The following is a 20497-nucleotide window of genomic DNA, read 5'->3' on the forward strand; positions in this document are numbered from 1 at the left end:
TCCTTCCCTCGGCTGAGCCGAGGGAAGGAGGCCTTCACGCGCATCACCGCACTGGGAATTAAATCGGTTGCGCACGGCCGCGGGAGTCGGGGATGATCGTCCGCGATCCGGCAGGGAGCCGGTGGATGCGACAGGGAGGTGCCTCGTGCTGATGACTGTCCGGGGCCTTGGCCGCCCCCATCCACTCGCCCCTCGCGGCTGAGCGCGGAGCCACGACGCTCGCCCGGTGGGGCATCCCTGATCTAGGAGAACCCACCAGTGCGCAAGCACGATCTCGAAGAGTCCTACGAACAACGTCCTCGCCGTACCCGTCGTGCCCGTTTCGACGACGAACCCGAACCCACCCGAGGCGGACGGCTCACCGAAGCCGAACGCGTCCGCCTCGCCCGGTTGCGGGAGGACGCCTACACCGAGACCGCCATCCCCGACGGCGCCGACCGCTGGAGCACCTGGGGAGAAGCGGAGCAAGGACCGTTGCCGCGCCCGGACTGGGTGATCACCGAACTGGCGGCGGTCGACACCGAGCTCGGCATCCTCAAAACCGGCAAGGAGGCGGACGTCCACCTCGTCCGGCGCAACCTGCCCGGCACCGACGGCACCGTGCTCGCCGCCAAGCGGTACCGCAGCGGCGAGCACCGGCTGTTCCATCGTGACGCCGGCTATCTCGAAGGCAGGCGGATGCGGCGTTCGCGGGAGATGCGGGCGATGGAGTCGCGCAGCAGTTTCGGCCGCAACCTCATCGCCGAACAGTGGGCCGTCGCCGAGTTCGGCGCGCTGAGCAGGCTCTGGTCGGTCGGCGCGCCCGTGCCGTACCCGGTGCAGCGCGACGGCACCGAACTGCTGCTGGAATTCCTCGGCGAGGGCGAGACGGCCGCGCCGCGGCTGGCGCAGGTCCGGCCGGAGCCCGACCAGTTGCGGGAACTGTGGTTCCAGACCTCGGCGATGCTGGAACTGCTGGCGTCGCAGGGGCTCGCGCACGGTGACCTCTCGGCGTACAACCTGCTCGTGCACCGCGAACGGATCATGGTGATCGACCTCCCCCAGGTGGTCGACATCGTGGCCAATCCCGGCGGGCTGGAGTTCCTCGCGCGGGACGTGCGGAACATCGCGACGTGGTTCCACTCGCGGGGATTGCCGGAGCGGCTCACGGCGGTGCCGGAGCTGATCGAGGAGCTGCAGGAGATCGCGGGCCTCCGCTGACCGTCCACAGTGTCTCGAAGGGGTCTTTCCCGGCACGATCACGCCGGGGAAGACCCCGCCGTGGAGACCCTGCCCACAATCGCTCCCTCCAGTTGGGAGGCCGGATAACGGTCCGGTACAGTAGTGACAGACCGCAACCGGCGGCGTGGATGAGTTGGTGTCCGTCGCCTCCAAAGCCAACCGAATGGCTCGCGGTATCCGTATCAATCCATTGGCGCGCGGTGTCACGCAGACGCGGTGTGCCGGGTTCGTCCCTGTGAACGCCCATCTGTGCACACCATCTTGCCCTGCCTGCGTGCGGGCAGCCCGGGCCTCCTTGCGACGTGCCACGTCCGAGAGGCATTTGTGACAGTCACGTTCAACTCCGGCCACGTCTCACCGTCGGCGCGTCAGCACCGCAAGCCGCGCACCCGCCCCGCGGGTGACGCGATGCTGCGCGAAGACGCCGTCGAGACGGTCAAGGCGAAGACCTGGGCGGAACTCGGCCTTCCCGACCCGCTGCTGCGGGCGCTGGCCGACGCCGGTATCACCACCCCGTTCCCGATCCAGTCGGCCACCATCCCCGACGCGCTCGCCGGTCGCGACGTGCTCGGCCGCGCCCAGACCGGTTCCGGCAAGACCCTGGCCTTCGGCCTCGCGATGCTGACCCGGCTCAACGGCGGCCGCGCCCGGCCGAAGCACCCCCGCGCGCTGATCCTGGTCCCGACCCGCGAGCTGGCCATGCAGGTCGCCGACTCGCTGACCCCGCTGGCCAAGGCCCTCGGCCTGTGGTGCCGCACCGCCGTCGGCGGCATGGCCTTCACCCGCCAGGCCGACGCGCTCTCCCGCGGCGTCGATCTGCTGATCGCCACCCCCGGCCGGCTGTCGGACCACGTCCGCCAGGGCACCGCGTCGCTGTCCGACGTCAACTTCGTCGCGCTCGACGAGGCCGACCAGATGGCCGACATGGGCTTCATGCCGCAGGTCCGCGAGATCCTCGACCTGACCCCGGCCCGCGGCCAGCGCCTGCTGTTCTCGGCCACCCTCGACGGTGACGTCGACCGGCTGGTCCGCGCGTACCTGACCGACCCGGTCACGCACTCGGTCGCCCCGTCGACCGCGAGCGTCACCACCATGGACCACCACGTGTTCCAGGTGTCGCACCAGGACAAGCAGGACATCATCACCGAGATCGGCGCCCGTGAGGGCCGCACGATCATGTTCGTCCGCACCAAGCACCACGTGGACCGCCTGACCGAGCGCCTGCGCGAGAAGGGCGTCCACGCGGCCGCCCTGCACGGCGGCAAGACCCAGGGCCAGCGCAACCGCGTCCTCGCGGACTTCAAGGAGGGCTACGCGCCCGTCCTCGTCGCCACAGACGTCGCCGCGCGCGGTATCCACGTCGACGACATCTCGCTGGTGCTGCACGTCGACCCGGCCGCCGACCACAAGGACTACCTGCACCGCGCCGGCCGCACCGCGCGCGCCGGGGCGTCCGGTGTCGTGGTCACGCTGGTCACCCACGACCAGCGCCGCATGGTGCGCCGGATGACCGACCGCGCCGGCGTCCGCGCCGAGCAGACCACGATCCGCCCGGGTGACGCCGAGCTCGCCCGTATCACCGGTGCGCGGCAGCCCAGCGGCGAGCCGGTCGTCGAGCGCCGTCGTGAGTCCCCGCGTCGCGGCGGTGGCCGCGGCTACGGTGGCGGCGACCGCGGTTACCAGGGTTCGCGCGAGGGTCACGGTCACCGCGAAGGCGGCCGTCCCGGTGGCTTCCGCGGCCGCCCGCGTCGTGGCGAGGGCGGTGGCGGCAACGGCCGTCCGCAGCGTCCGGGCGGACGCCCGCGTCGCAGCTACGACAGCTGAAGTGACTGAAGCCGGTTCCTCCGGCGGCTAGTGCCATGAAAGGTCCTTTCCTTGCAAAATTTGCAAGGAAAGGACCTTTCATCGCGTTCGGAGTGGGGACCACCACGTCCATCGGGAAACGGCGGATGGGAGACTGCGGGACGTGACTTCTCCCGGCCCCGCCTCCCAGAACCTCCCGCCCGACCAGGTCTTCGACTGGCTCGACGTAGAGGCTGAGAAGCGGGCCGAGGCCGGGCTGGTGCGCAAGCTGCGCATCCGGCAGGCGCAGGAGCCGGAGCTGGACCTCGCCGGAAACGACTACCTCGGGCTCGCCAGGGACAAACGTGTCGCCGGCGCGGCGGCCGCGGCCGCGTTGCGGTGGGGCGCCGGGGCCACTGGCTCCCGGCTCGTCTCCGGCACCACCGAGGTCCACGCCGAACTCGAGCACGAACTCGCCCGCTTCTGCGGCACGCAGGCCGCGCTGGTCTTCTCGTCCGGGTTCACCGCGAACCTCGGCGCCGTCACGGCCCTGTCCGGCGCGGATTCCGCGATCGTCACGGACAAGTACATCCACGCCTCGCTGATCGAGGGCTGCCGCCTGTCCCGGTCGGACATCGCCGCCGTCGCGCACAGCGACCCGAACGCCTTCAAGCACGCGCTGGCGACCCGCCGCAAACCGCGCGCCCTCGTCGTCACCGATTCCGTGTTCTCCGTCGACGGCGACATCGCCCCCTTGGAGCAGCTCGCCGGTGTCTGCCGGGAGCACGGCGCGTCGCTGCTCGTCGACGACGCGCACGGCTTCGGCGTCCTCGGCGAGGGCGGCCGCGGCGCCGTCCACGCGGCCGGGCTCTCCGGCGCGCCGGACGTCGTCACCACGATCACGCTGTCGAAATCCCTTGGGGCGCAAGGCGGAGCGGTGCTCGGACCGCGTCGCGTGATCAAACATCTCGTGGACACCGCGCGCAGTTTCATCTTCGACACCGGGCTCGCGCCCGCCAGTGCCGCCGCCGCGCTGGCCGCCCTCACCGCGCTGAAGGCCGAGCCGGAGCTGGCCACCAAGGTGACCGAAGCCGCGGGAAACCTTGCGATGCAACTGAAATCGGCGGGTTTCCGGGTCGGTCTCCCGGACGCCGCGGTGATCTCGGTGCAGGCGCCGTCGCCGGAGGCCGCCGTCGCGTGGGCGACCGCCTGCGCGGATCAGGGCGTGCGCGTCGGCTGCTTCCGGCCGCCGTCCGTGCCCGACGGCATCTCCCGCCTGCGCCTGACCGCGCGGGCCGACCTCACCGAGGCCGACGTGGACCGCGCGGTCGGGGTGATCACGGCCGCGGCGCCTCCCGGCGCCACATCGTGAGGTGCGGGATCCCGTCCTCCATGAACTCCTCGCCCTCCACCACGAAGCCGTACTTGGCGTAGAACTTCGTCGCGTACGTCTGCGCGTCGAGGACGCACGGCGCGTCCCCGATCCCCGCGAGGGCGGTCTCCATCAGCCGTCCCGCGAGCCCCTTGCCGCGTGAGCGGACGGCCGTGCACACCCGGCCGATGCGGAAGGTGCCGCCGGCGTCCTGCAGCACCCGCAGGTACGAGTCGACGGCGACGGAACCGCCGATCCAGAGGTGCCGCGTGCCGGGCAGGAGGTCGCGTCCATCGATCTCGTGATAGGCGCAGTCCTGCTCGACGACGAACACGTCCACGCGCAGGCGGAGGATGCCGTGCAGCTGCGCGGCGGTGATCTCGTCACCGGCAACGGACAGCGGGAACGACGAGGTCTCGATGATCGGGGTGTCGGTGCTCACGCCCACTTGTTAGCACATCGGACGTGAAGAAGGCACCGATCAGCCGATCAGGCCCCGGTTCTTCTGCTGGGAGATCTCGTTCGCGAAGTGGGAGACGCGGGTGTACACGCCGGGTTTGCCCGCCTTCGCGCAGCCTTCGCCGAAGGACACGATCCCGATCAGCGTGTCGCCCACCATGAGCGGTCCGCCCGAATCGCCCTGGCAGGCGTCGACGCCACCCTCGTCGTAGCCGGCGCACACCATGTCGCTCGGGTCGTAGCCCGAGTACGCGGTGCGGCAGGTCTTGTCGCTGACCACGGGGACGACCGCGCTGCGCAGGTAGTCCGACCGCGCGCCGCCGTCGGCGACCCGGCCCCAGCCGAGGACCGTCGCCTTCGTGCCTTCCTGGTACAGGTCGGCGTTGCCGTTGTCCGCGACCTTCGCGGGCCGGTACGGCAGCTGACCGCTGACCGTCATCACCGCGATGTCGTCGCCCTTGCCGGGATCGCCGCTGTAGTCGGGGCTGACCCAGATCCGCGAGACCCGCAGCTCGATGCCGTCGCGCGAACGCTTGTCCTCGCGCCCCGCGACCACGCGGACGTCGGCGCGTTTGACCGCGACCGCGCAGTGCGCCGCCGTCGCGACCGTCGTGGAGCTGACGATCACCGCGCCGCAGTACTGGTTGCCGCCGCGATCGGCCAAGTAGACCGCGTACGGGTATTGCGAGACCGAAGCCTTGCCACCACCCACGATCCGCGGCTGGGCGGCCTGATCCGGGCCGCTCACCGCGCTGTCGTCCGCGGACGCGCTGTTGACCGCGACCGGCACCATCACCGCCGTCGCGAGGACCGCTCCGACCGCGAGCAGCAGCGTGCGGCGTGACTTCTTGGGCATGTTCTGTCCCTTCACCGGGGCGTACGTACGGTCAAACCCTGGGAAGTCATTCGACTCCAGCGCGTACACGAGCGATCGCGAATACCCTAATCGGAGAAAGCCCGATGCGGTGTCACTGAAACGGGTGGAACTGTGCTCACCGAACGCATCTGTCACCCTGGACGTCGTGCGGGCTACGGCGACGGTTCTGGCGGCTACGGCCCTTCTGCTTTCTTCGTGTGCGAACCCCGCGCCGCCCAGCCCAGTTCCCGGCCCTCCCGCGGAAACCTCTTCAGCGGCAACGACTCCGGCCACATCGGCCCCGCCTCCCGCGCCGGTCTGGCAGGTCGGCGCGAAGCCGCTTCCCTTGCGCCGTGACGGTTTCGGGCAGATCCTCCCGACTCCTCCGGTACTGGCGAACCGTTCCCTGCCGACCGCCGATCTGCTGCCCCCGCCAGCCGGGAAGCGGTTCGCGGGCACGGTGAATCCCGTTCCCGCAGGGGTTCTCGCGCGCAGCACCTGGCAGCCCGCCTGCCCGGTCAAGGCAGGCGAACTTCGCTATCTCACGTTGTCGTTCTGGGGTTTCGACGGCCGCGCGCACACCGGGGAAATGCTCGTGAACGCGTCGGTGGCGAACGCCGTGGTCACCGTGTTCGGGCGGTTGTTCGCCGCGAAATTCCCGATCGAGGAAATGCGCGTGACCGCTCCCACCGAACTCACCGCTCCCCCGACGGGTGACGGGAACAACACCACCGCCTTCGTCTGCCGTCCGGCCCGCGGCCTGACGAACTGGTCGGCGCACGCCTACGGGCTCGCGATCGACGTCGACCCGTTCTGCAATCCGTACACCAAGGGCGACCTCGTCCTGCCCGAACTCGCGTCGGCGTACCTCGACCGGGGAAACCGGCGGCCGGGGATGATCACCGCCGGCGATCCGACGGTGGCCGCCTTCGCCGCGATCGGCTGGACGTGGGGCGGCTCCTGGACGACGCCGACGGACCGGATGCACTTCAGCTCCACCGGCCGCTGAACCGGGAACAACCGGCCGCCGTGACAAGTTGGCTAGAGTCGGAACCACCCCCGCTCCCGCCGCAAAGGAAGACAGCGTGCCCCACTACGACCTGGTGATCGTCGGTACCGGATCGGGCAACTCGATCCTCGACCCGCGTTTCGCGGACTGGAACACGGCGATCGTGGAGAAGGGCACGTTCGGCGGCACCTGCCTGAACGTGGGCTGCATCCCGACGAAGATGTTCGTCCACGCCGCCAACGTCGCGGCCACCCCCGCCACGTCGTCGAAGTTCGGCGTCGACGAGGAGCTGACCGGCGTCCGCTGGCGCGACGTGCGCGACCGGATCTTCGGCCGGATCGACCCGATCGCCGAGGGCGGCCGGGAGTACCGCGTCCAGCACGAGGACAACAAGAACGTCACCGTGTACGAGGGCGAAGGCGGCTTCACCGGGCACAAGGAACTTCGGGTCAGCTACTCCGACGGCCGCCCGGCCGAGACGATCACCGCCGACAAGTTCGTGCTCGCCGCCGGCGGGCGGCCGGTGATCCCGGACATCCCCGGCCTCGCCGAGACCGGCTACCACACCTCCGACACGGTGATGCGGCTCGACGAGCTGCCGTCGAGCATCGTGATCCTCGGCGGCGGGTACATCGCGGCCGAGTTCGCGCACGTCTTCGCCTCGTTCGGGGTGGACGTGACCGTGGTCAACCGCTCCGGCGCGCTGCTGCGGTCCGAGGACGACGACGTCAGCGCCCGGTTCACCGAGCTGGCCGCGCAGCGGTTCGACGTCCGGCTCGACCGCAAGACCGTCCGCGCGCGCAAGACCGCGTCGGGTGTCGCCCTGGACCTCGAAGGCCCGGAGGGCGCCGAAACCGTCGAGGCCGACGTGCTGCTGGTCGCGACCGGCCGCACGCCGAACTCCGACCTCCTGGACGTCGCCGCCACCGGCGTGACCACGGGCGAGCGCGGGCACGTCGTGGTCGACGAGTACCAGCAGACCGTGGTCGACGGGATCTACGCGCTCGGCGACATCTCGTCGGTCTTCGAGCTGAAGCACGTCGCGAACCACGAGCAGCGCGTGGTGCAGCACAACCTGCTGCACCCGGACGAGCGGATCGAAGCCGACCACCGGTTCGTCCCGCACGCGGTGTTCACCTCGCCGCAGGTCGCCTCCGTCGGGCTGACCGAACGCGAGGCGCGCGAGCGTGGCGTGTCGTACGTGACGTCGCATCAGGACTACGCCGGCATCGCGTACGGCTGGGCGATGGAGGACACGACCGGCTTCGCGAAGCTGCTCGCCGACCCGGCCACCGGGCAGCTGCTGGGCGCGCACATCATCGGTCCGCAGGCGTCTTCGGTGATCCAGCCGCTGATCCAGGCGATGAGCTTCGGGCTGGACGCGAAGAGCATGGCGCGCGGGCAGTACTGGATCCACCCGGCGATGCCGGAACTGGTCGAGAACGCGCTGCTGAACCTGCCCCTGGACTGACCCCCACCGCATTTAGTCCTCTGAATGCGCCTTACCCCGGGCGCGTTCAGAGGACTAAATGCGCCGGTCAGACGACGCGGTCGCAGGCGCGGGCCCCGTTCCGCGCCGCCAGGTCGCCGACGGCGTTGCCCGTGGTGTCCGAGACGGCCATCAGGGCGGGCGAGCGGGCCCCCTCCCCCGAGAACCGCTCACCCGCCTCGACGTACCGGCGGATCGCCGCCAAGAACTCCTCCCGCGCCGATGCCGCCCCTCCTGGCACCGTGCGGACCCTCGTCGCCCCCTTGAGGACGTCCTTGGCGTCGTCCACCTTCACCGCGACGTAGTGCTGCCACTTGCGCAGCTCCGTCGCGGCCTCCCCCTCCGGATCCGGCCAGTAGCGCTGGATATCGGCGCCACTGTCCTTCCACACCTGTACGCACACCCGGTCGACGGCGCGGTAGAACTCGTGCGGCGAGAGCACCGCGGGCGCCCGCTCCGGCACCACGGCGACGCACACCGCGGCGAAACACGCCAGAGCCGAGCCGTACGCCAGTCCCTCCACCACGCCGACCCCCAGGACCGAGTTTTTTGAACAGGTTCAACTCGCTCAGGCTATGGCTCCGCCCCGGGACGGGTCAAGAAGTTTTTTGAACGCGTTCAGACGAACCGGCGACGACCGGCGAAGGCACCGAAGGTCATCTGGGCGGCGAAGACCGCGAGCATCATGATCCAGGGGACGGTCCAGCCGTGGGTGAGGTCGTGAAGCAGCCCGAAGAGGAACGGCCCGACGGCCGCCATCAGGTAGCCGATGCCCTGCGCCATCCCCGACAGCCGCGCGGTGTCCTCGCCAGTGCGGGCCCGCAGCGCGATCACCGTCAGCGCGAGCGAGAAGACGCTCATCCCGAGCCCGATGAGGAGGCACCAGAGCAGCGGCGAGGCGGCGGGCGCGACCATCATGCCGACCATGCCGACGAAGCCGGGAACACCCAGTCCGACGATCCACGGGCTCTGGCTCTTGTGCCGGGCGGCCATCGGCGCCACCACGAGACTGATCGGCACGGCGATGAGCGAGATCAACCCGAGCAACAGCCCGGAATCCCCCTTGCTCACCCCCGCGTCGATCATCACTTCCGGCAGCCAGCCCATCACGACGTAGGCCAAAAAGGCCTGAGTGCCGAAGAAAAGCGTGACCATCCACGCAAGGGGGCTACGCAGGAGCGATCGCCCGCTACCCTGCTTGCCTGCCTCGGCAACGGGCGCACGTCCCGCACCGCGGGCTGCGAGAATCCAGACGAGGAGTGCGAGCACCGCCAGTACCGACCAGGCGCCGAGACCTTGGCGCCAGCCGCCGAACGCGTTCTCCAAGGGAGGGGTGAGCGCGGACCCCAGGGCGCCCCCGCCCTGCAGAGCGGCGGTGTACACGCCGGTCATCATGCCGACACGTGCCGGGAAGGAGTCCTTGATGACGACCGGGATCAGTACGTTCGCCAAGGCGATTCCCGCCGTGGCGACCAGGGTTCCCCCGAGCACGACGTACGGTCCGTCGATCACGCGCAGCACCAGGCCGACGGCCAGCACCGAAAGCGCGGACGCGATGGCCGCGCCGATGCCGAACCGGCGGGCCAGCAGCGGCGCGGCGAGTCCGGCGGCGGCGAAGCAGAGGCCCGGGAGCGTGGTGAGCACGCCGGCCCAGGTCGCCGTGGCGCCGAGGTCGTCGCGCATTTCGCCGAGCATGGGGCCGACACTGGTGATCGCGGGCCGCAGATTGAGGGCCACCAGGATCACCGCGACACCGAGCAGAACACCGCCGGTGATCACTCCCGGCCGCCACTCCGTTTCGATCGAGCCTTCGAGTTCAAGGCTTTCGTCGAACGGGGCCACGGATTCTCGAGAGTCGACACGCACGTCGGCTAGTATCACATACATAGGATGATTGGATGAAGGGACAACGCTGTGCCATTGGCCACCACGCGCCGTGCCGGCCTGGTCGATCAGGTCATCGAGCAGCTGCGTGACGCCGTCACGCAGGGAGAATGGCCCATCGGTCAGCGGATTCCGACGGAACCCGAACTGGCCGGGCAACTCGGCGTCGGGCGCAACACCGTCCGCGAGGCCGTTCGCGCGCTCGCGCACACGGGGCTGCTCGAGGTCCGCCAGGGCGACGGAACCTACGTGCGGGCGACGAGCGAGGTCTCGGGCGCCATCCGGCGGCTCTGCGGTTCCGAACTGCGCGAGGTGCTGCAGGTGCGGCGCATCCTCGAGGTCGAGGGCGCCCGGCTCGCGGCCGTGTCGCGCACCGAGGAGGAGGTCGTCGAGCTGCGGTCCCTGCTCGAACGCCGCAACGCCGAGCTGCGCGACGGCCATTGGGAGGACTTCGCCCGCCTCGACGCGGAATTCCACTTCGCCGTCGTCCAAAGTGGACATAACACCCTGTTGACCGAGATGTACCGCGGACTCACCGAGGTGATCACGGCCAGCGTGGCCGCCACGTCGAACGTGACGCCGGGGCGCGAGTATCTGCCGGAGATAGGGCATGAAGGCCTCGCCGAGGCCATCGCCGACCGCGACGCCGACCGTGCCGCCACCGAGGCGTGCGGTTTCCTGGACGAACTCCTGGCCAGGGTGGAGCAGGACGCCTGACCCTGAAGTACCTGAAGGCCCCCTTCCTTGCTCCTGGCGCAAGGAAGGGGGCTTTCAGGTACTTACGGCAGCGTGAGGATCTCGGCGCCGTCCTCGGTCACCACGAGGGTGTGCTCGAACTGGGCCGTCCACTTCTTGTCCTTGGTGGTGACGGTCCAGTCGTCGGCCCAGATGTCGTAGTCGATGGTGCCGAGGGTGATCATCGGCTCGATCGTGAAGGTCATGCCCTGCTCGATCACCGTCTCGACGGACGGCTCCTCGTAGTGCAGGACGGTCGGCGCGGTGTGGAACGCCGGCCCGACCCCGTGGCCGGTGAAGTCCCGCACGACCCCGTAGCCGAACCGCTTCGCGTACGACTCGATGACCCGGCCGATGACGTTGAGCTGCCTGCCGGGGCGGACGGCCTTGATGGCGCGCATGGTCGCCTCGCGTGTGCGCTCGACCAGCAGCCGCGCCTCCTCCGAGACGTCGCCCGCCAGGAACGTCGCGTTGGTGTCGCCGTGGACGCCGCCGATGAACGCGGTGACGTCGATGTTGCAGATGTCGCCGTCCTCGATCACCGTCGAATCCGGGATGCCGTGGCAGATCACCTCGTTGAGCGAGGTGCAGCACGACTTCGGGAACGCGCGGTAGCCGAGCGTCGACGGGTACGCGTGGTTGTCCAGCAGGAACTCGTGGATCACCTTGTCGATGTCGTCGGTGGTCGCACCGGGCTTGACGGCCTTGCCGCCCTCCTCCAGCGCCTGCGCCGCGATCCGGCCCGCGACCCGCATCGCCTCGATCACCTCGGGCGTGCGGACCCCGTTGCCCGTGTCGCGTTTCGGCGCCGGCCGGTCGACGTACTCGGGACGGGCGATGCTGGCGGGGACGACTCGCCTCGGCGTCTGGACGCCGGGCTTCAAGGGGGAGCGAACGGACATGGGCCCAGCCTACGACCTGGCGGCTAACCGAGCCCCGTCAGGAAGCGCTGGGCGGCCTCGACCGCGGGCCTGGACGTCCCCGCGTCGGTCGTCAGCACCGCGAAGGCCAGGTCCCCGGTGTAGCCGACGAACCAGCCGTGCGCGTGCGTGCCGTCGCCGAACTGCGCCGTCCCGGTCTTGCCCCGGACGTCCGGCAGGGGCTTGAGCAGCGTCGCCGTGCCGTCGGTGACTACCTCGCGCATCATCCCGCGCAGCGCGTCGAGCACCTCCGGCTTGATCGGTTTGCCGAGCCCGGACGACGTGGTGGCCATCCCCCGCACCAGCGTCGGCACCGGGACCTTCCCCGACTGGACCGTCGCGGTGGCGACCGCCAGCCCGAACGGGCTCGCCACGACGGTCCCCTGGCCGAACCCGTTCTCCGCCCGCTGCGCGACGGTGTTCGCCGGCGGCGACGAACCGGTGATCGTCGTCAGGCCCGGGATCACGAAGTCGGCGCCGACGCCGAGGTCGCGCGCGGCGTCGGTCAGCGCGGCGGGAGGCAGATCGGTCGAGAGCTTCGCGAACGTCGTGTTGCAGGACTTGGCGAACGCCGTGGAGAGCGGGACGACGCCGAGGGCGAACTTGCCCTCGTTCGGCACCGTCCGGTTCTCGAAGGTGGCCGTGCCGGGGCAGTCCACCGGGCTGTCCGCCCGCACCGAGCCCGCGGACAGCGCCGCGACGGCGGTGGCCATCTTGAACGTGGAGCCCGGCGGGAAGCGGCCGGTGAGCGCGATCGCGCCCTGCGGATCGGCCGGGGCGTTCTGCGCCACCGCCAGCAGTTCGCCGGTCGACGGCTGGATCGCCACCAGCGCGGCCGCCGTCGGGACCGGGGCGAGCGCCCGTTCCGCCGAACCCTGCGCCTTCACGCTGAGCGTGCTGACGACCGCGGGGGCCGGTTTGGGGTGTTCGGAGTGCAGGTCGACGATCTCGCCGCCGCCCGTGTCGAGGGTGACGACGCGCCAGCCCGCCGAGCCCTCCACCTGATCCTCGACGAGCGTCCGGACCGCGGGCAGCACCTGCTTGCCGAAGTTCTTGTCGTCGGGCAGCAGCCTTTCCTGCTGGCTGAACCGGACCCCTGGCAGGTCGTAGATCTCGGGTTTCACCTCTTGGTAGCTGTTCGCCCGCAGGCTCACCACCGGATAGCCGGAGCCGGGTTTGAGCGTCTTCACACCGTCGCGGATCGACTGACCGGTCACCGACGGCTCGAACCGGTTGAGCGCCGCGCCGAGTTTGTCGGTGACGGCCACCAGGTCGCCCGCCTTCGCCGGGTCGAGCACGACGCTGACGACGGTCTGCGGGCGCAGCAGCGGTGTCCCGTCGCGGTCCAGCACCGGCGCGAGAGCCGGCGGATCCGCCTTCAGCGCGATGCTCTGCTGTGCGGCCAGCTGCGGATGAAGGACTGTCGGCAGCCAGCGCACCTTCCAGCCGTCCTGGGTGGAATGGAGCTGCGCGTCGGCCTTGTATGTCCAGACCCGGCCGCGCGGGAGGTTCCAGGTGAGCCGGTAGGTCGCCGTCGCGTTGTCCGCGCCGGACGAGTGCCGGACCTCGTCGGCCGCGACCTTGATCGACTCGGGGGAAAGCGCCTTCCGCGTCATCTCCACCGAAGACCGCGCGGCGTCCGGCGAATCGGTGAAGAAGGCCGCGGCGGCGACGTCACCGGAGGCGAGCCCGTCGAGGAAACCCGTGATCGCGTCCTCCGGCCCGGAATCGGCGAAGAGCCCGCACCCGGCGACCGAGAGGCCCACCACCCCCGCGAGCACGACGACGGCGACACGACGACCTGCTTGCATGCCCCGGATCCTGCCAGTCCGGGCACTGTCCACCCTGGCGCAACGCCGATCTAGAACAGAACCGTCGCGTACTGCCCGACCTGCTGGAAGCCGATCTTGCGGTAGGCGGCGAGCGCGGGGCTGTTGTAGGCGTTGACGTACAGGCTGGCCGTGCGGCCCATCCCGCGGACGAGCCTGGTCACCACGGACGCCGTCCCGGCGGTGCCGAGACCGCCGCCGCGGCGTTCCGGATGCACCCAGACCCCCTGGATCTGGCCGACCGTGGAGGACATCGCGCCGATCTCCGCCTTGAAGACGACCTCGCCGTCTTCGAAGCGGGCGAACGCGCGGCCGCCGGCGATCAGCTCCGCGACGCGGGCGCGATACCCGGCGCCACCGTCACCGGTGCGGGGGTCGACGCCGACCTCCTCGACGAACATGGCGATCGCGGCCGGGAGGTAGCGGTCGAGTTCCTCCGGGCGCACCGCGCGGACCAGCGGATCGGCGGCGACGGACGGAATCCCGTCGAGCGCCATCAACGGCTGATCGTGCCGGACTTCCCTGGCGGGACCCCATTCCGGCTCGAGTTCGTCCCACAGCCCCAGTACCTGCTCGGCCGGGCCGACGAGCGACGAGCAGCTCCGCTGACGGCGCAGGGCGCGATCGGCGAAGGAACGCAGAGCGGAGGCGTTGCCGCGCAACGGGATCAGATTCGGCCCGGAGAAGCACAGCCCTTGAAGCCTGCCCGCCCGGACCGGACGGGAATCGGCGGCCCAGAGCTCACCACCGAGCCGCCAGGGGTCGAGACCCGCCGTCTCCACCCTGGCACTCACCATGCAGCTGCCGACCGGGTCTGTGGCGAGCGCGGCACGGACCGCGGGATAGTCCCGATCATCGAGCAGCCGTGCTCCTGCAAGCCGCAACACCACTCCAGGGTGCCAGATGAGCGGCGTAAACGGAACGCGAGCTTCACGACACGCTGAGAGAACTTCGGCAGGTCGGGGCCGCCAAGTGCAAGGAACGGTCCTTTCCTCGCAAAATTTGCGAGGAAAGGACCGTTCCTGGCGTGGTCTCGACCAGTCAGCCGACGGTGACGGTGGGCTCTCCCTCACCGATCGTCTGGCCCGACTCCTCGGCGATCCGCATGGCCTCTTCGATCAGCGTCTCGACGATCGCGTGCTCGGGCACGGTCTTGATGACCTCGCCCTTGACGAAGATCTGGCCCTTGCCGTTACCCGACGCGACACCGAGGTCGGCCTCGCGCGCCTCACCGGGACCGTTGACGACGCAGCCCATGACCGCGACGCGCAGCGGGACCTCCATGCCCTCCAGACCGGCGGTGACCTGCTCGGCGAGCGTGTAGACGTCCACCTGCGCACGGCCGCACGAGGGGCACGAGACGATCTCGAGCTTGCGCTCCTTGAGGTTCAGCGACTGCAGGATCTGGATCCCGACCTTGACCTCTTCCACCGGCGGCGCCGACAGCGACACGCGGATCGTGTCGCCGATGCCTTGGCGCAGCAGCGCGCCGAACGCGACGGCCGATTTGATGGTGCCCTGGAACGCCGGGCCCGCCTCGGTGACCCCGAGGTGCAGCGGGTAGTCGCACTGCTCGGCGAGGATCTCGTACGCGCGCACCATGACCACCGGGTCGTTGTGCTTCACGGAGATCTTCACGTCGTAGAAGTCGTGCTCGGCGAACAGCGACGCCTCCCACAGCGCCGACTCGGCCAGCGCCTCCGGGGTCGCCTTGCCGTACTTGTCCATGATCCGCTTGTCCAGCGAACCCGCGTTGACGCCGATCCGGATCGGGGTGCCGTGATCCTTCGCGGCCTTCGCGATCTCCTTGACCTGGTCGTCGAACTTGCGGATGTTGCCCGGGTTCACCCGGACCGCCGCGCAGCCCGCCTCGATCGCGGCGAAGACGTACTTCGGCTGGAAGTGGATGTCGGCGATCACCGGGATCTGCGACTTCTTCGCGATCGCGGGCAGCGCTTCGGCGTCGTCCGCGGACGGGCACGCGACGCGCACGATGTCACAGCCCGCAGCGGTGAGCTCGGCGATCTGCTGCAGCGTCGCGTTGACGTCGGAAGTGAGCGTGGTGGTCATCGACTGCACCGAAATCGGGTGCTCGCTGCCGACGCCCACCGGCCCGACCTGCAGCTGTCGGGTCTTGCGACGCTCGGAGAGGACGGGAGGAGGAAGCGCTGGCATACCAAGAGCGACAGTCACGCCGTCAAGCGTACCTACCCCGATCGGCGGACATCCACGACGTCAGCCGTCACGGTGAGCAGCATTACCTGGGCAGCCCAATGATGCTGACAGCGCGCTCCGTCGCCACCCTCCCGCGTCACTGGAACAGCTTGACCGGGTTCACGATGTCGGCGGTGACGGTGAGCAGGGTCACGGCGCCGCCGATGAAGACGAGCACCATCGTGACCGCGGACAGCTTCGTGTAGTCGACCGGTCCGCCCGCCGCCTTGCCGCGCAGCTTCCGGATCCAGTCGCGGACCCGCTCGTACCAGACGACCGCGATATGCCCGCCGTCGAGCGGGAGCAACGGCAGCAGGTTGAACACGCCGATGAAGAAGTTCAGGCTCGCCAGCAGGAGCACGAAGATCTCCCACAGGCCGCGCTCGGCCGCCTCGCCACCGATCCGGCTGGCGCCGACGACGCTGACCGGGGTGTTCGGGTCGCGCTCGCCGCCGAAGATGGAATCCACCACCGCGGGGATCCGCGACGGGAACTCGATCAGCCGCTTGGCGGTCTCGGAGAACATCGTGCCGGTGAAGCTGAGCGTCCCGCCGATGGCGTCGACCGGGCCGTAGGTGAGCAGCGGCGGCGCGGTGTTCTGGATCGGCGAAGCGCCGATCATGCCGACGTCCTTGACCGTGGTGTTGTTGGAACCGTCGGCGACCAGCCGCTGCACGCGCGGCACGTCGACGGTCAGGTTCAGCCGCTGTCCGTTCCGCTCGACCACGAACGGCGTCGGGCCGTTGGCGACCTGGACGGCCGCGAGCATCTCGCGCCAGGTCTTGATCGGTTTGCCCGCCACGGAGACGACCTTGTCGCCTGCCTGGAGACCGGCGGTCTTCGCGGGGGTCGGGGCGTTAGGCGGGCAGGTGGTGTCGTTCAGCTGCTCCACCGTGGTGGCCGCGCGGGCGCAGGACGTGGCGCTGATCACGGCTTCGGTGGGAGCGGCCTGCGCGGCCGGGTTCGGCAGGCCCATGGTGACGGCCATCAGATAGAGGATGACGAAACCGAGGATGAAGTGCATCGCCGAGCCCGCCGACATGACGACGGTGCGCTTCCAGGTCTTGAAGCGCCACATCGCGCGCTTCGACTCTTCCGGGGTGACCTCGTCGAGCGCGGTCATGCCCGCGATGTCGCAGAACCCGCCGAGCGGGATCCACTTCACGCCGTACTCGGTCTCACCGCGGCGGAAGGAGAAGATCGTCGGCCCGAAGCCGATGAAGTAGCGCCGGACCTTCATGCCGAAGGCCTTGGCCGCCCACATGTGACCGGCTTCGTGCAGGGCGACGGACAGGCAGATACCCAGCGCGAACAGCACGATCCCGAGAATGAACCAGAGCACGCGCTACTTCCCCTTACCGATCAGCGCACCGGCACGCGCGCGAGCCCAGCGCTCGGCAGCTAGTACGTCATCCACGTCGCGAGGTTCACGACGCCATTCGTCGGCGGCTTCCACCACCTGGGCAATAGTGTCCACAATCGAGGTGAAGCCGGTGTTCTGTGCCAGGAAGGCCGCGACCAGCTCCTCGTTCGCCGCGTTGTAGACCGCCGGGACGCAGCCGCCCACGGTCCCGGCGTGCCTCGCGAGCTCGACGGCCGGGAACGCCTCGTTGTCCAGCGGCTCGAAAGTCCAGCTCGCGGGCTTGTCCCAGACGCACGCGGCCGCGGCGCCGGGCACGCGGTCCGGCCAGTGCAGGGCCAGCGCGATCGGCAGCCGCATGTCGGGCGGGCTGGCCTGGGCGATCGTCGAACCGTCCACGAAGGTCACCATCGAGTGGATGATCGACTGCGGGTGGACGACCACGTCGATGCGGTCGGTCTCGATGTCGAACAGGAGCTTCGCCTCGATCAGCTCCAGGCCCTTGTTGACCAAGGTGGACGAGTTGATCGTGATGAGCGGGCCCATCGACCAGGTCGGATGCGCCATCGCCTGCTCGACCGTGACGTCGGCCAGTTCCGCACGTTTGCGCCCGCGGAAGGGGCCGCCCGAGGCGGTGAGCACCAGCCGGGCGACCTCGGACTCGCGGCCGGCGCGCAGGGCCTGCGCGATCGCGGAGTGCTCGGAATCCACCGGGACGAGCTGGCCGGGCTTGGCCGCAGCCAGCACGAGCGGCCCGCCCGCGATCAGCGACTCCTTGTTGGCCAGCGCGAGCGTGGCGCCGGTGGCGAGCGCGCGCAGGGTCGGCGGGAGGCCCTGTGACCCGGGAAGCGCGTTGAGCACGACGTCGACAGGGGTGGCGTCGATCATCTCGACGACCGCGTCGGCCCCGGCGAAGATGCGCGGGAGCTTGAAGTCGCCGCGGGAGTAACCGCGCTTCTGCGCCTCGGCGTACAGCGCGAGCTGCAGGTCTTCCACGGCCGTCGGCCTGCTGATGGCGACGGCGTCGACCTGGTGCGCCAGGGCCTGCGCGGCCAGCGCGGCGGGGTCGGAGCCGCCCGCGGCGATCCCGGCGACCCGGAACAGCTCCGGGTTGCGGGCCGCGACGTCGAGGGCCTGGGCGCCGACCGATCCGGTCGAACCGAGCACGAGCACACTTCGCGAGGTAGTCATCGGGGCTCATTGTCGCTTGGGGCCCGTCGGGCGCGTGCAGCCAGGTGTGGGATCATTCGCGGGCAAGCGAACCATCGGGTTTTGAGGAGTTGATCGTGGCGAGCAAAGCGGTCGAAAAGCGCGGCCGGGTGGGCGTCGACACCGTCGACCCGCGCGACGAGCCGTCGGCCGAGTGGGGCTGGCACGGTTCCTTCCCGAAGGCGACGCGGATCGCGGGCTGGCTGAGCGCGATCATCCTGCTGGTGATGCTGTACGGCAACCACCACGGCTGGACCGAGAACCTGTGGCTGATCGGCCTGTCGCTGCTGATGATGTTCGGGCTGGTGCTCGACATCCGCAAGCAGCGCACGGCCTGGCGCAAGTAGCTCCTTCACGGCTCAATGGCCCCTGTCCACCTTCGTGGGCAGGGGCCATTCGCCGTTCTGGGCCCACAGCTCGTTGACGATCTTGACCGCGTCGCCGGCCTCGACCCCGTAGCGATGCCGGTACTTCGCCGCCGGCCGCTGGATCGCCGCGGCGACGTCCCCGATGGCGACGTTGTTCCACGAGTCGTTCGGGAAGAACTGCCGCATCACGGCGAGGAACCGTCCGGTCGCCCACACCGGGTCGGTCCGCTGTTCGAAGGATCCCCAGCTCGCGCGCTGCTGGAAGAGCCCGACCGAGTCACCGAGGCCGCCGTCGAGGTTGGCGATACTCGACTCGACGATCACCGTGGCGATCGCGATGGCCGCGGCGCGATCGTTGAGCCCCGATCTCTGCACCGTCTCGACGATCACTCTGGCGCACGAGGTGTTGTACGGGTTCATGTAGCCGCGCATCTTGGTGGCGAGCTGCTGGTTGAGGCTTTGGGCGGAGTCGGTGTCGTCGGCGGACACGCCCGCCTGGACGCACGGCAGGGCTACGTGTTCGACCTGGTCGGGCCGGATCTCGGTGGGCGGGAGCACGATGGCGGCGAGGGCGAGGTACGCGGCGGTGAGTTGAGCTCAGCATGTGCGGTGACCGTTCGGTGCAGGTGGTCGTGAGTGGCGATTCGTGTTCTAACCCGAATCGCCACTCACGACCACCCGGACGGCACCCCCGCGTGAACGGCTACCCGACGACCATCCTTTTGGGTTAGGTTCCCCCTCATGAAGCTGCGCTGGGGTGTCACCGCTGTCGTTTCCGCTCTCGCCGCCGTGTTCCTGCCCGGCGTCGCCACCGCCGCGCCCGCCACGGCGTCCCTGCCGATCGTGCGCTGCGAATTCACGCCGACGCCGGAAAACCCCGCGGCCCGCCCGGTCCTGCGGCCTCTCCCCTTCGCGTTCACCCGCGGCACCGTCGACGTCACCTTCCGTTTCAACTACGGCCCGGTGACCGTGCGCCTGAACCGCGCCGGCGCCGCCCCGTGCGCCGTCCACAACCTGGCGAGCCTGGCCCTGCAGCGCTTCTACGACCACAGCCAGTGCTGGCGCCTGACGAACTCCTCGCGCCTCGGCGTCCTGCAGTGCGGCGACATCTACGAAGCCGAGAAGGGCGGGCCGGGCTACAAGTTCCCGGACGAGGTCGACGGCACCGAGACCTACGAACGCGGCACCATCGCCATGGGCAACCAGGGCCCCGGCACCAACGGCAGCGAGTTCTTCATCGTGCACTCGTTCGCGAACATCCCGAAGAACTACTCGGTGATGGGCAAGGTCGTGCGGGGCATGGAGGTGCTGGACCGGATCGTGGCGAACGGGATCATCCCGACGGATCCGAACGGTCCTGCCGACGGGCTGCCGGCGAAGCCGGTGAAGATCCAGAAGGCGACCGTCGGTTTCTGAGGCAAGCAAGCCGCCTTGCAGCTCGGACAAGACCCGAGTGTCCGAGCTGCATAAGCGTATCCCTTTCACCGCTCATCGATGGGGCGAAGATGGAGATATCCACACCCCACCAATGAGCAGGTTCACGGCTTAGGACGAGGGAAGATCCCGCCGACATACGGGTCTGCGCCAGATCTGGGAACAATGATCGGGCCGTTGCCGACCAGCGACGACATCACATCACCGTCCTCCAAGAACGCCCGGCTATTATAGCCGAACGCCCAGCCCTCATCATTCTCAACACACCTGGCGATGACGATTTCCGTGGCGTGCTTAGGCCGAATCTTCGCATCGAGAAAACGTTGAGCAGCCTCGAACGCATCTTGCAGTACCAC

Annotated in this window: 20 protein-coding genes; 8 read left to right on the forward strand and 12 right to left on the reverse strand. The window is 69.6% G+C overall.

The window, feature by feature from the left end:
• Window positions 1–258: 258 nt before the first annotated feature.
• The 3 genes from AB8M46_RS00365 to AB8M46_RS00375 all read left to right on the forward strand — a co-directional run bounded on the left by AB8M46_RS00365 (window position 259) and on the right by AB8M46_RS00375 (window position 4375).
• A complete protein-coding gene (locus AB8M46_RS00365) occupies window positions 259–1200 on the forward strand; it encodes a serine protein kinase RIO (RefSeq protein WP_125737920.1) in 942 nt (313 codons plus the stop codon).
• Window positions 1201–1545: 345 nt separating this feature from the next.
• Entirely contained in the window at window positions 1546–3045 is a 1500-nt protein-coding gene (locus AB8M46_RS00370; protein ID WP_037342367.1) for a DEAD/DEAH box helicase, read from the forward strand.
• A gap of 142 nt (window positions 3046–3187) precedes the next feature.
• Window positions 3188–4375 carry an 8-amino-7-oxononanoate synthase gene (locus AB8M46_RS00375; protein WP_394359219.1) on the forward strand — a complete coding sequence of 396 codons (1188 nt, stop codon included), beginning with the start codon at window positions 3188–3190 and terminating at the stop codon, window positions 4373–4375.
• Here the strand turns inward: AB8M46_RS00375 and AB8M46_RS00380 are convergent.
• Together AB8M46_RS00380 and AB8M46_RS00385 are read right to left on the reverse strand one after the other, a co-directional pair.
• The gene (locus AB8M46_RS00380) at window positions 4341–4823 is read right to left on the reverse strand and encodes a GNAT family N-acetyltransferase (RefSeq protein WP_037342365.1); all 483 of its coding nucleotides are present in this window, start codon (window positions 4821–4823) and stop codon (window positions 4341–4343) included. The two genes, AB8M46_RS00375 and AB8M46_RS00380, sit on opposite strands and share 35 nt — an antisense overlap.
• A 33-nt stretch (window positions 4824–4856) precedes the next feature.
• A complete protein-coding gene (locus AB8M46_RS00385; RefSeq protein WP_037342644.1) occupies window positions 4857–5690 on the reverse strand; it encodes a trypsin-like serine protease in 834 nt (277 codons plus the stop codon).
• A 346-nt stretch (window positions 5691–6036) separates the two neighbouring features.
• On the opposite strand from AB8M46_RS00385, the gene AB8M46_RS00390 reads away from it, so the two are divergent.
• Window positions 6037–6699 carry a M15 family metallopeptidase gene (locus AB8M46_RS00390; RefSeq protein WP_394359220.1) on the forward strand — a complete coding sequence of 221 codons (663 nt, stop codon included), beginning with the start codon at window positions 6037–6039 and terminating at the stop codon, window positions 6697–6699.
• Window positions 6700–6775: 76 nt separating this feature from the next.
• A complete protein-coding gene (locus AB8M46_RS00395) occupies window positions 6776–8170 on the forward strand; it encodes a mycothione reductase (RefSeq protein ID WP_394359221.1) in 1395 nt (464 codons plus the stop codon).
• 67 nt (window positions 8171–8237) lie between these two features.
• Here AB8M46_RS00395 and AB8M46_RS00400 read toward each other — a convergent pair whose 3' ends face one another.
• Both AB8M46_RS00400 and AB8M46_RS00405 read right to left on the reverse strand, forming a co-directional pair.
• Window positions 8238–8714: a hypothetical protein gene (locus AB8M46_RS00400; protein WP_394359222.1), complete on the reverse strand. Its 477-nt coding sequence runs from the start codon at window positions 8712–8714 to the stop codon at window positions 8238–8240.
• A 92-nt stretch (window positions 8715–8806) separates the two neighbouring features.
• Window positions 8807–10054, reverse strand: a complete 1248-nt coding sequence (locus AB8M46_RS00405) for a CynX/NimT family MFS transporter (RefSeq protein WP_378371907.1) — start codon at window positions 10052–10054, stop codon at window positions 8807–8809.
• 48 nt (window positions 10055–10102) lie between these two features.
• Here AB8M46_RS00405 and AB8M46_RS00410 point away from each other — a divergent pair, with 48 nt between their 5' ends.
• Window positions 10103–10789 carry a FadR/GntR family transcriptional regulator gene (locus AB8M46_RS00410; protein ID WP_394359223.1) on the forward strand — a complete coding sequence of 229 codons (687 nt, stop codon included), beginning with the start codon at window positions 10103–10105 and terminating at the stop codon, window positions 10787–10789.
• A 62-nt stretch (window positions 10790–10851) separates the two neighbouring features.
• On the opposite strand, the gene map is transcribed toward AB8M46_RS00410, so the two are convergent.
• The 6 genes from map to dxr form a co-directional block, all read right to left on the reverse strand.
• On the reverse strand, window positions 10852–11709 hold the full coding sequence (gene map / locus AB8M46_RS00415; RefSeq protein ID WP_037342359.1) for a type I methionyl aminopeptidase: 858 nt from the start codon (window positions 11707–11709) through the stop codon (window positions 10852–10854).
• Between the two features lie 23 nt (window positions 11710–11732).
• Window positions 11733–13538 carry a penicillin-binding transpeptidase domain-containing protein gene (locus tag AB8M46_RS00420; RefSeq protein WP_394359224.1) on the reverse strand — a complete coding sequence of 602 codons (1806 nt, stop codon included), beginning with the start codon at window positions 13536–13538 and terminating at the stop codon, window positions 11733–11735.
• Window positions 13539–13588: 50 nt separating this feature from the next.
• The gene (locus AB8M46_RS00425) at window positions 13589–14443 is read right to left on the reverse strand and encodes a GNAT family N-acetyltransferase (RefSeq protein WP_037342357.1); all 855 of its coding nucleotides are present in this window, start codon (window positions 14441–14443) and stop codon (window positions 13589–13591) included.
• 154 nt (window positions 14444–14597) lie between these two features.
• On the reverse strand, window positions 14598–15749 hold the full coding sequence (gene ispG, locus AB8M46_RS00430; protein WP_073849032.1) for a flavodoxin-dependent (E)-4-hydroxy-3-methylbut-2-enyl-diphosphate synthase: 1152 nt from the start codon (window positions 15747–15749) through the stop codon (window positions 14598–14600).
• Window positions 15750–15867: 118 nt separating this feature from the next.
• Window positions 15868–17112 (reverse strand): M50 family metallopeptidase, encoded by a 1245-nt coding sequence (locus AB8M46_RS00435; protein ID WP_394359225.1) that lies wholly within the window; start codon window positions 17110–17112, stop codon window positions 15868–15870.
• A 3-nt stretch (window positions 17113–17115) separates the two neighbouring features.
• Window positions 17116–18321, reverse strand: a complete 1206-nt coding sequence (gene dxr, locus AB8M46_RS00440; protein ID WP_394359226.1) for a 1-deoxy-D-xylulose-5-phosphate reductoisomerase — start codon at window positions 18319–18321, stop codon at window positions 17116–17118.
• A gap of 95 nt (window positions 18322–18416) precedes the next feature.
• Between dxr and AB8M46_RS00445 the strand changes: the two genes are divergently transcribed.
• On the forward strand, window positions 18417–18686 hold the full coding sequence (locus AB8M46_RS00445; protein ID WP_037342353.1) for a DUF2631 domain-containing protein: 270 nt from the start codon (window positions 18417–18419) through the stop codon (window positions 18684–18686).
• Between the two features lie 12 nt (window positions 18687–18698).
• On the opposite strand, the gene AB8M46_RS00450 is transcribed toward AB8M46_RS00445, so the two are convergent.
• Window positions 18699–19265, reverse strand: coding sequence for a hypothetical protein (locus tag AB8M46_RS00450; RefSeq protein ID WP_394359227.1), 567 nt, complete (start codon window positions 19263–19265; stop codon window positions 18699–18701).
• Window positions 19266–19448: 183 nt separating this feature from the next.
• Here AB8M46_RS00450 and AB8M46_RS00455 point away from each other — a divergent pair, with 183 nt between their 5' ends.
• Window positions 19449–20123, forward strand: a complete 675-nt coding sequence (locus AB8M46_RS00455) for a peptidylprolyl isomerase (protein ID WP_394359228.1) — start codon at window positions 19449–19451, stop codon at window positions 20121–20123.
• A 122-nt stretch (window positions 20124–20245) separates the two neighbouring features.
• Here AB8M46_RS00455 and AB8M46_RS00460 read toward each other — a convergent pair whose 3' ends face one another.
• Window positions 20246–20497, reverse strand: coding sequence for a YrhB domain-containing protein (locus AB8M46_RS00460; RefSeq protein WP_394359229.1), 252 nt, complete (start codon window positions 20495–20497; stop codon window positions 20246–20248).

Origin of the sequence: Amycolatopsis sp. SB7-3 (assembly GCF_041021335.1) — a bacterium.
Classification (GTDB): Bacteria; Actinomycetota; Actinomycetes; order Mycobacteriales; family Pseudonocardiaceae; genus Amycolatopsis; species Amycolatopsis japonica.

What these genes read in the sequence shown, in the direction of transcription:
- AB8M46_RS00385 (WP_037342644.1), bottom strand. Translation starts at nt 5,690, where the DNA reads ATGCCCAAGAAGTCACGCCGCACGCTGCTGCTCGCGGTCGGAGCGGTC.
- map (WP_037342359.1), bottom strand. Translation starts at nt 11,709, where the DNA reads ATGTCCGTTCGCTCCCCCTTGAAGCCCGGCGTCCAGACGCCGAGGCGA.
- dxr (WP_394359226.1), bottom strand. Translation starts at nt 18,321, where the DNA reads ATGACTACCTCGCGAAGTGTGCTCGTGCTCGGTTCGACCGGATCGGTC.
- AB8M46_RS00455 (WP_394359228.1), top strand. Translation starts at nt 19,449, where the DNA reads ATGAAGCTGCGCTGGGGTGTCACCGCTGTCGTTTCCGCTCTCGCCGCC.
- AB8M46_RS00420 (WP_394359224.1), bottom strand. Translation starts at nt 13,538, where the DNA reads ATGCAAGCAGGTCGTCGTGTCGCCGTCGTCGTGCTCGCGGGGGTGGTG.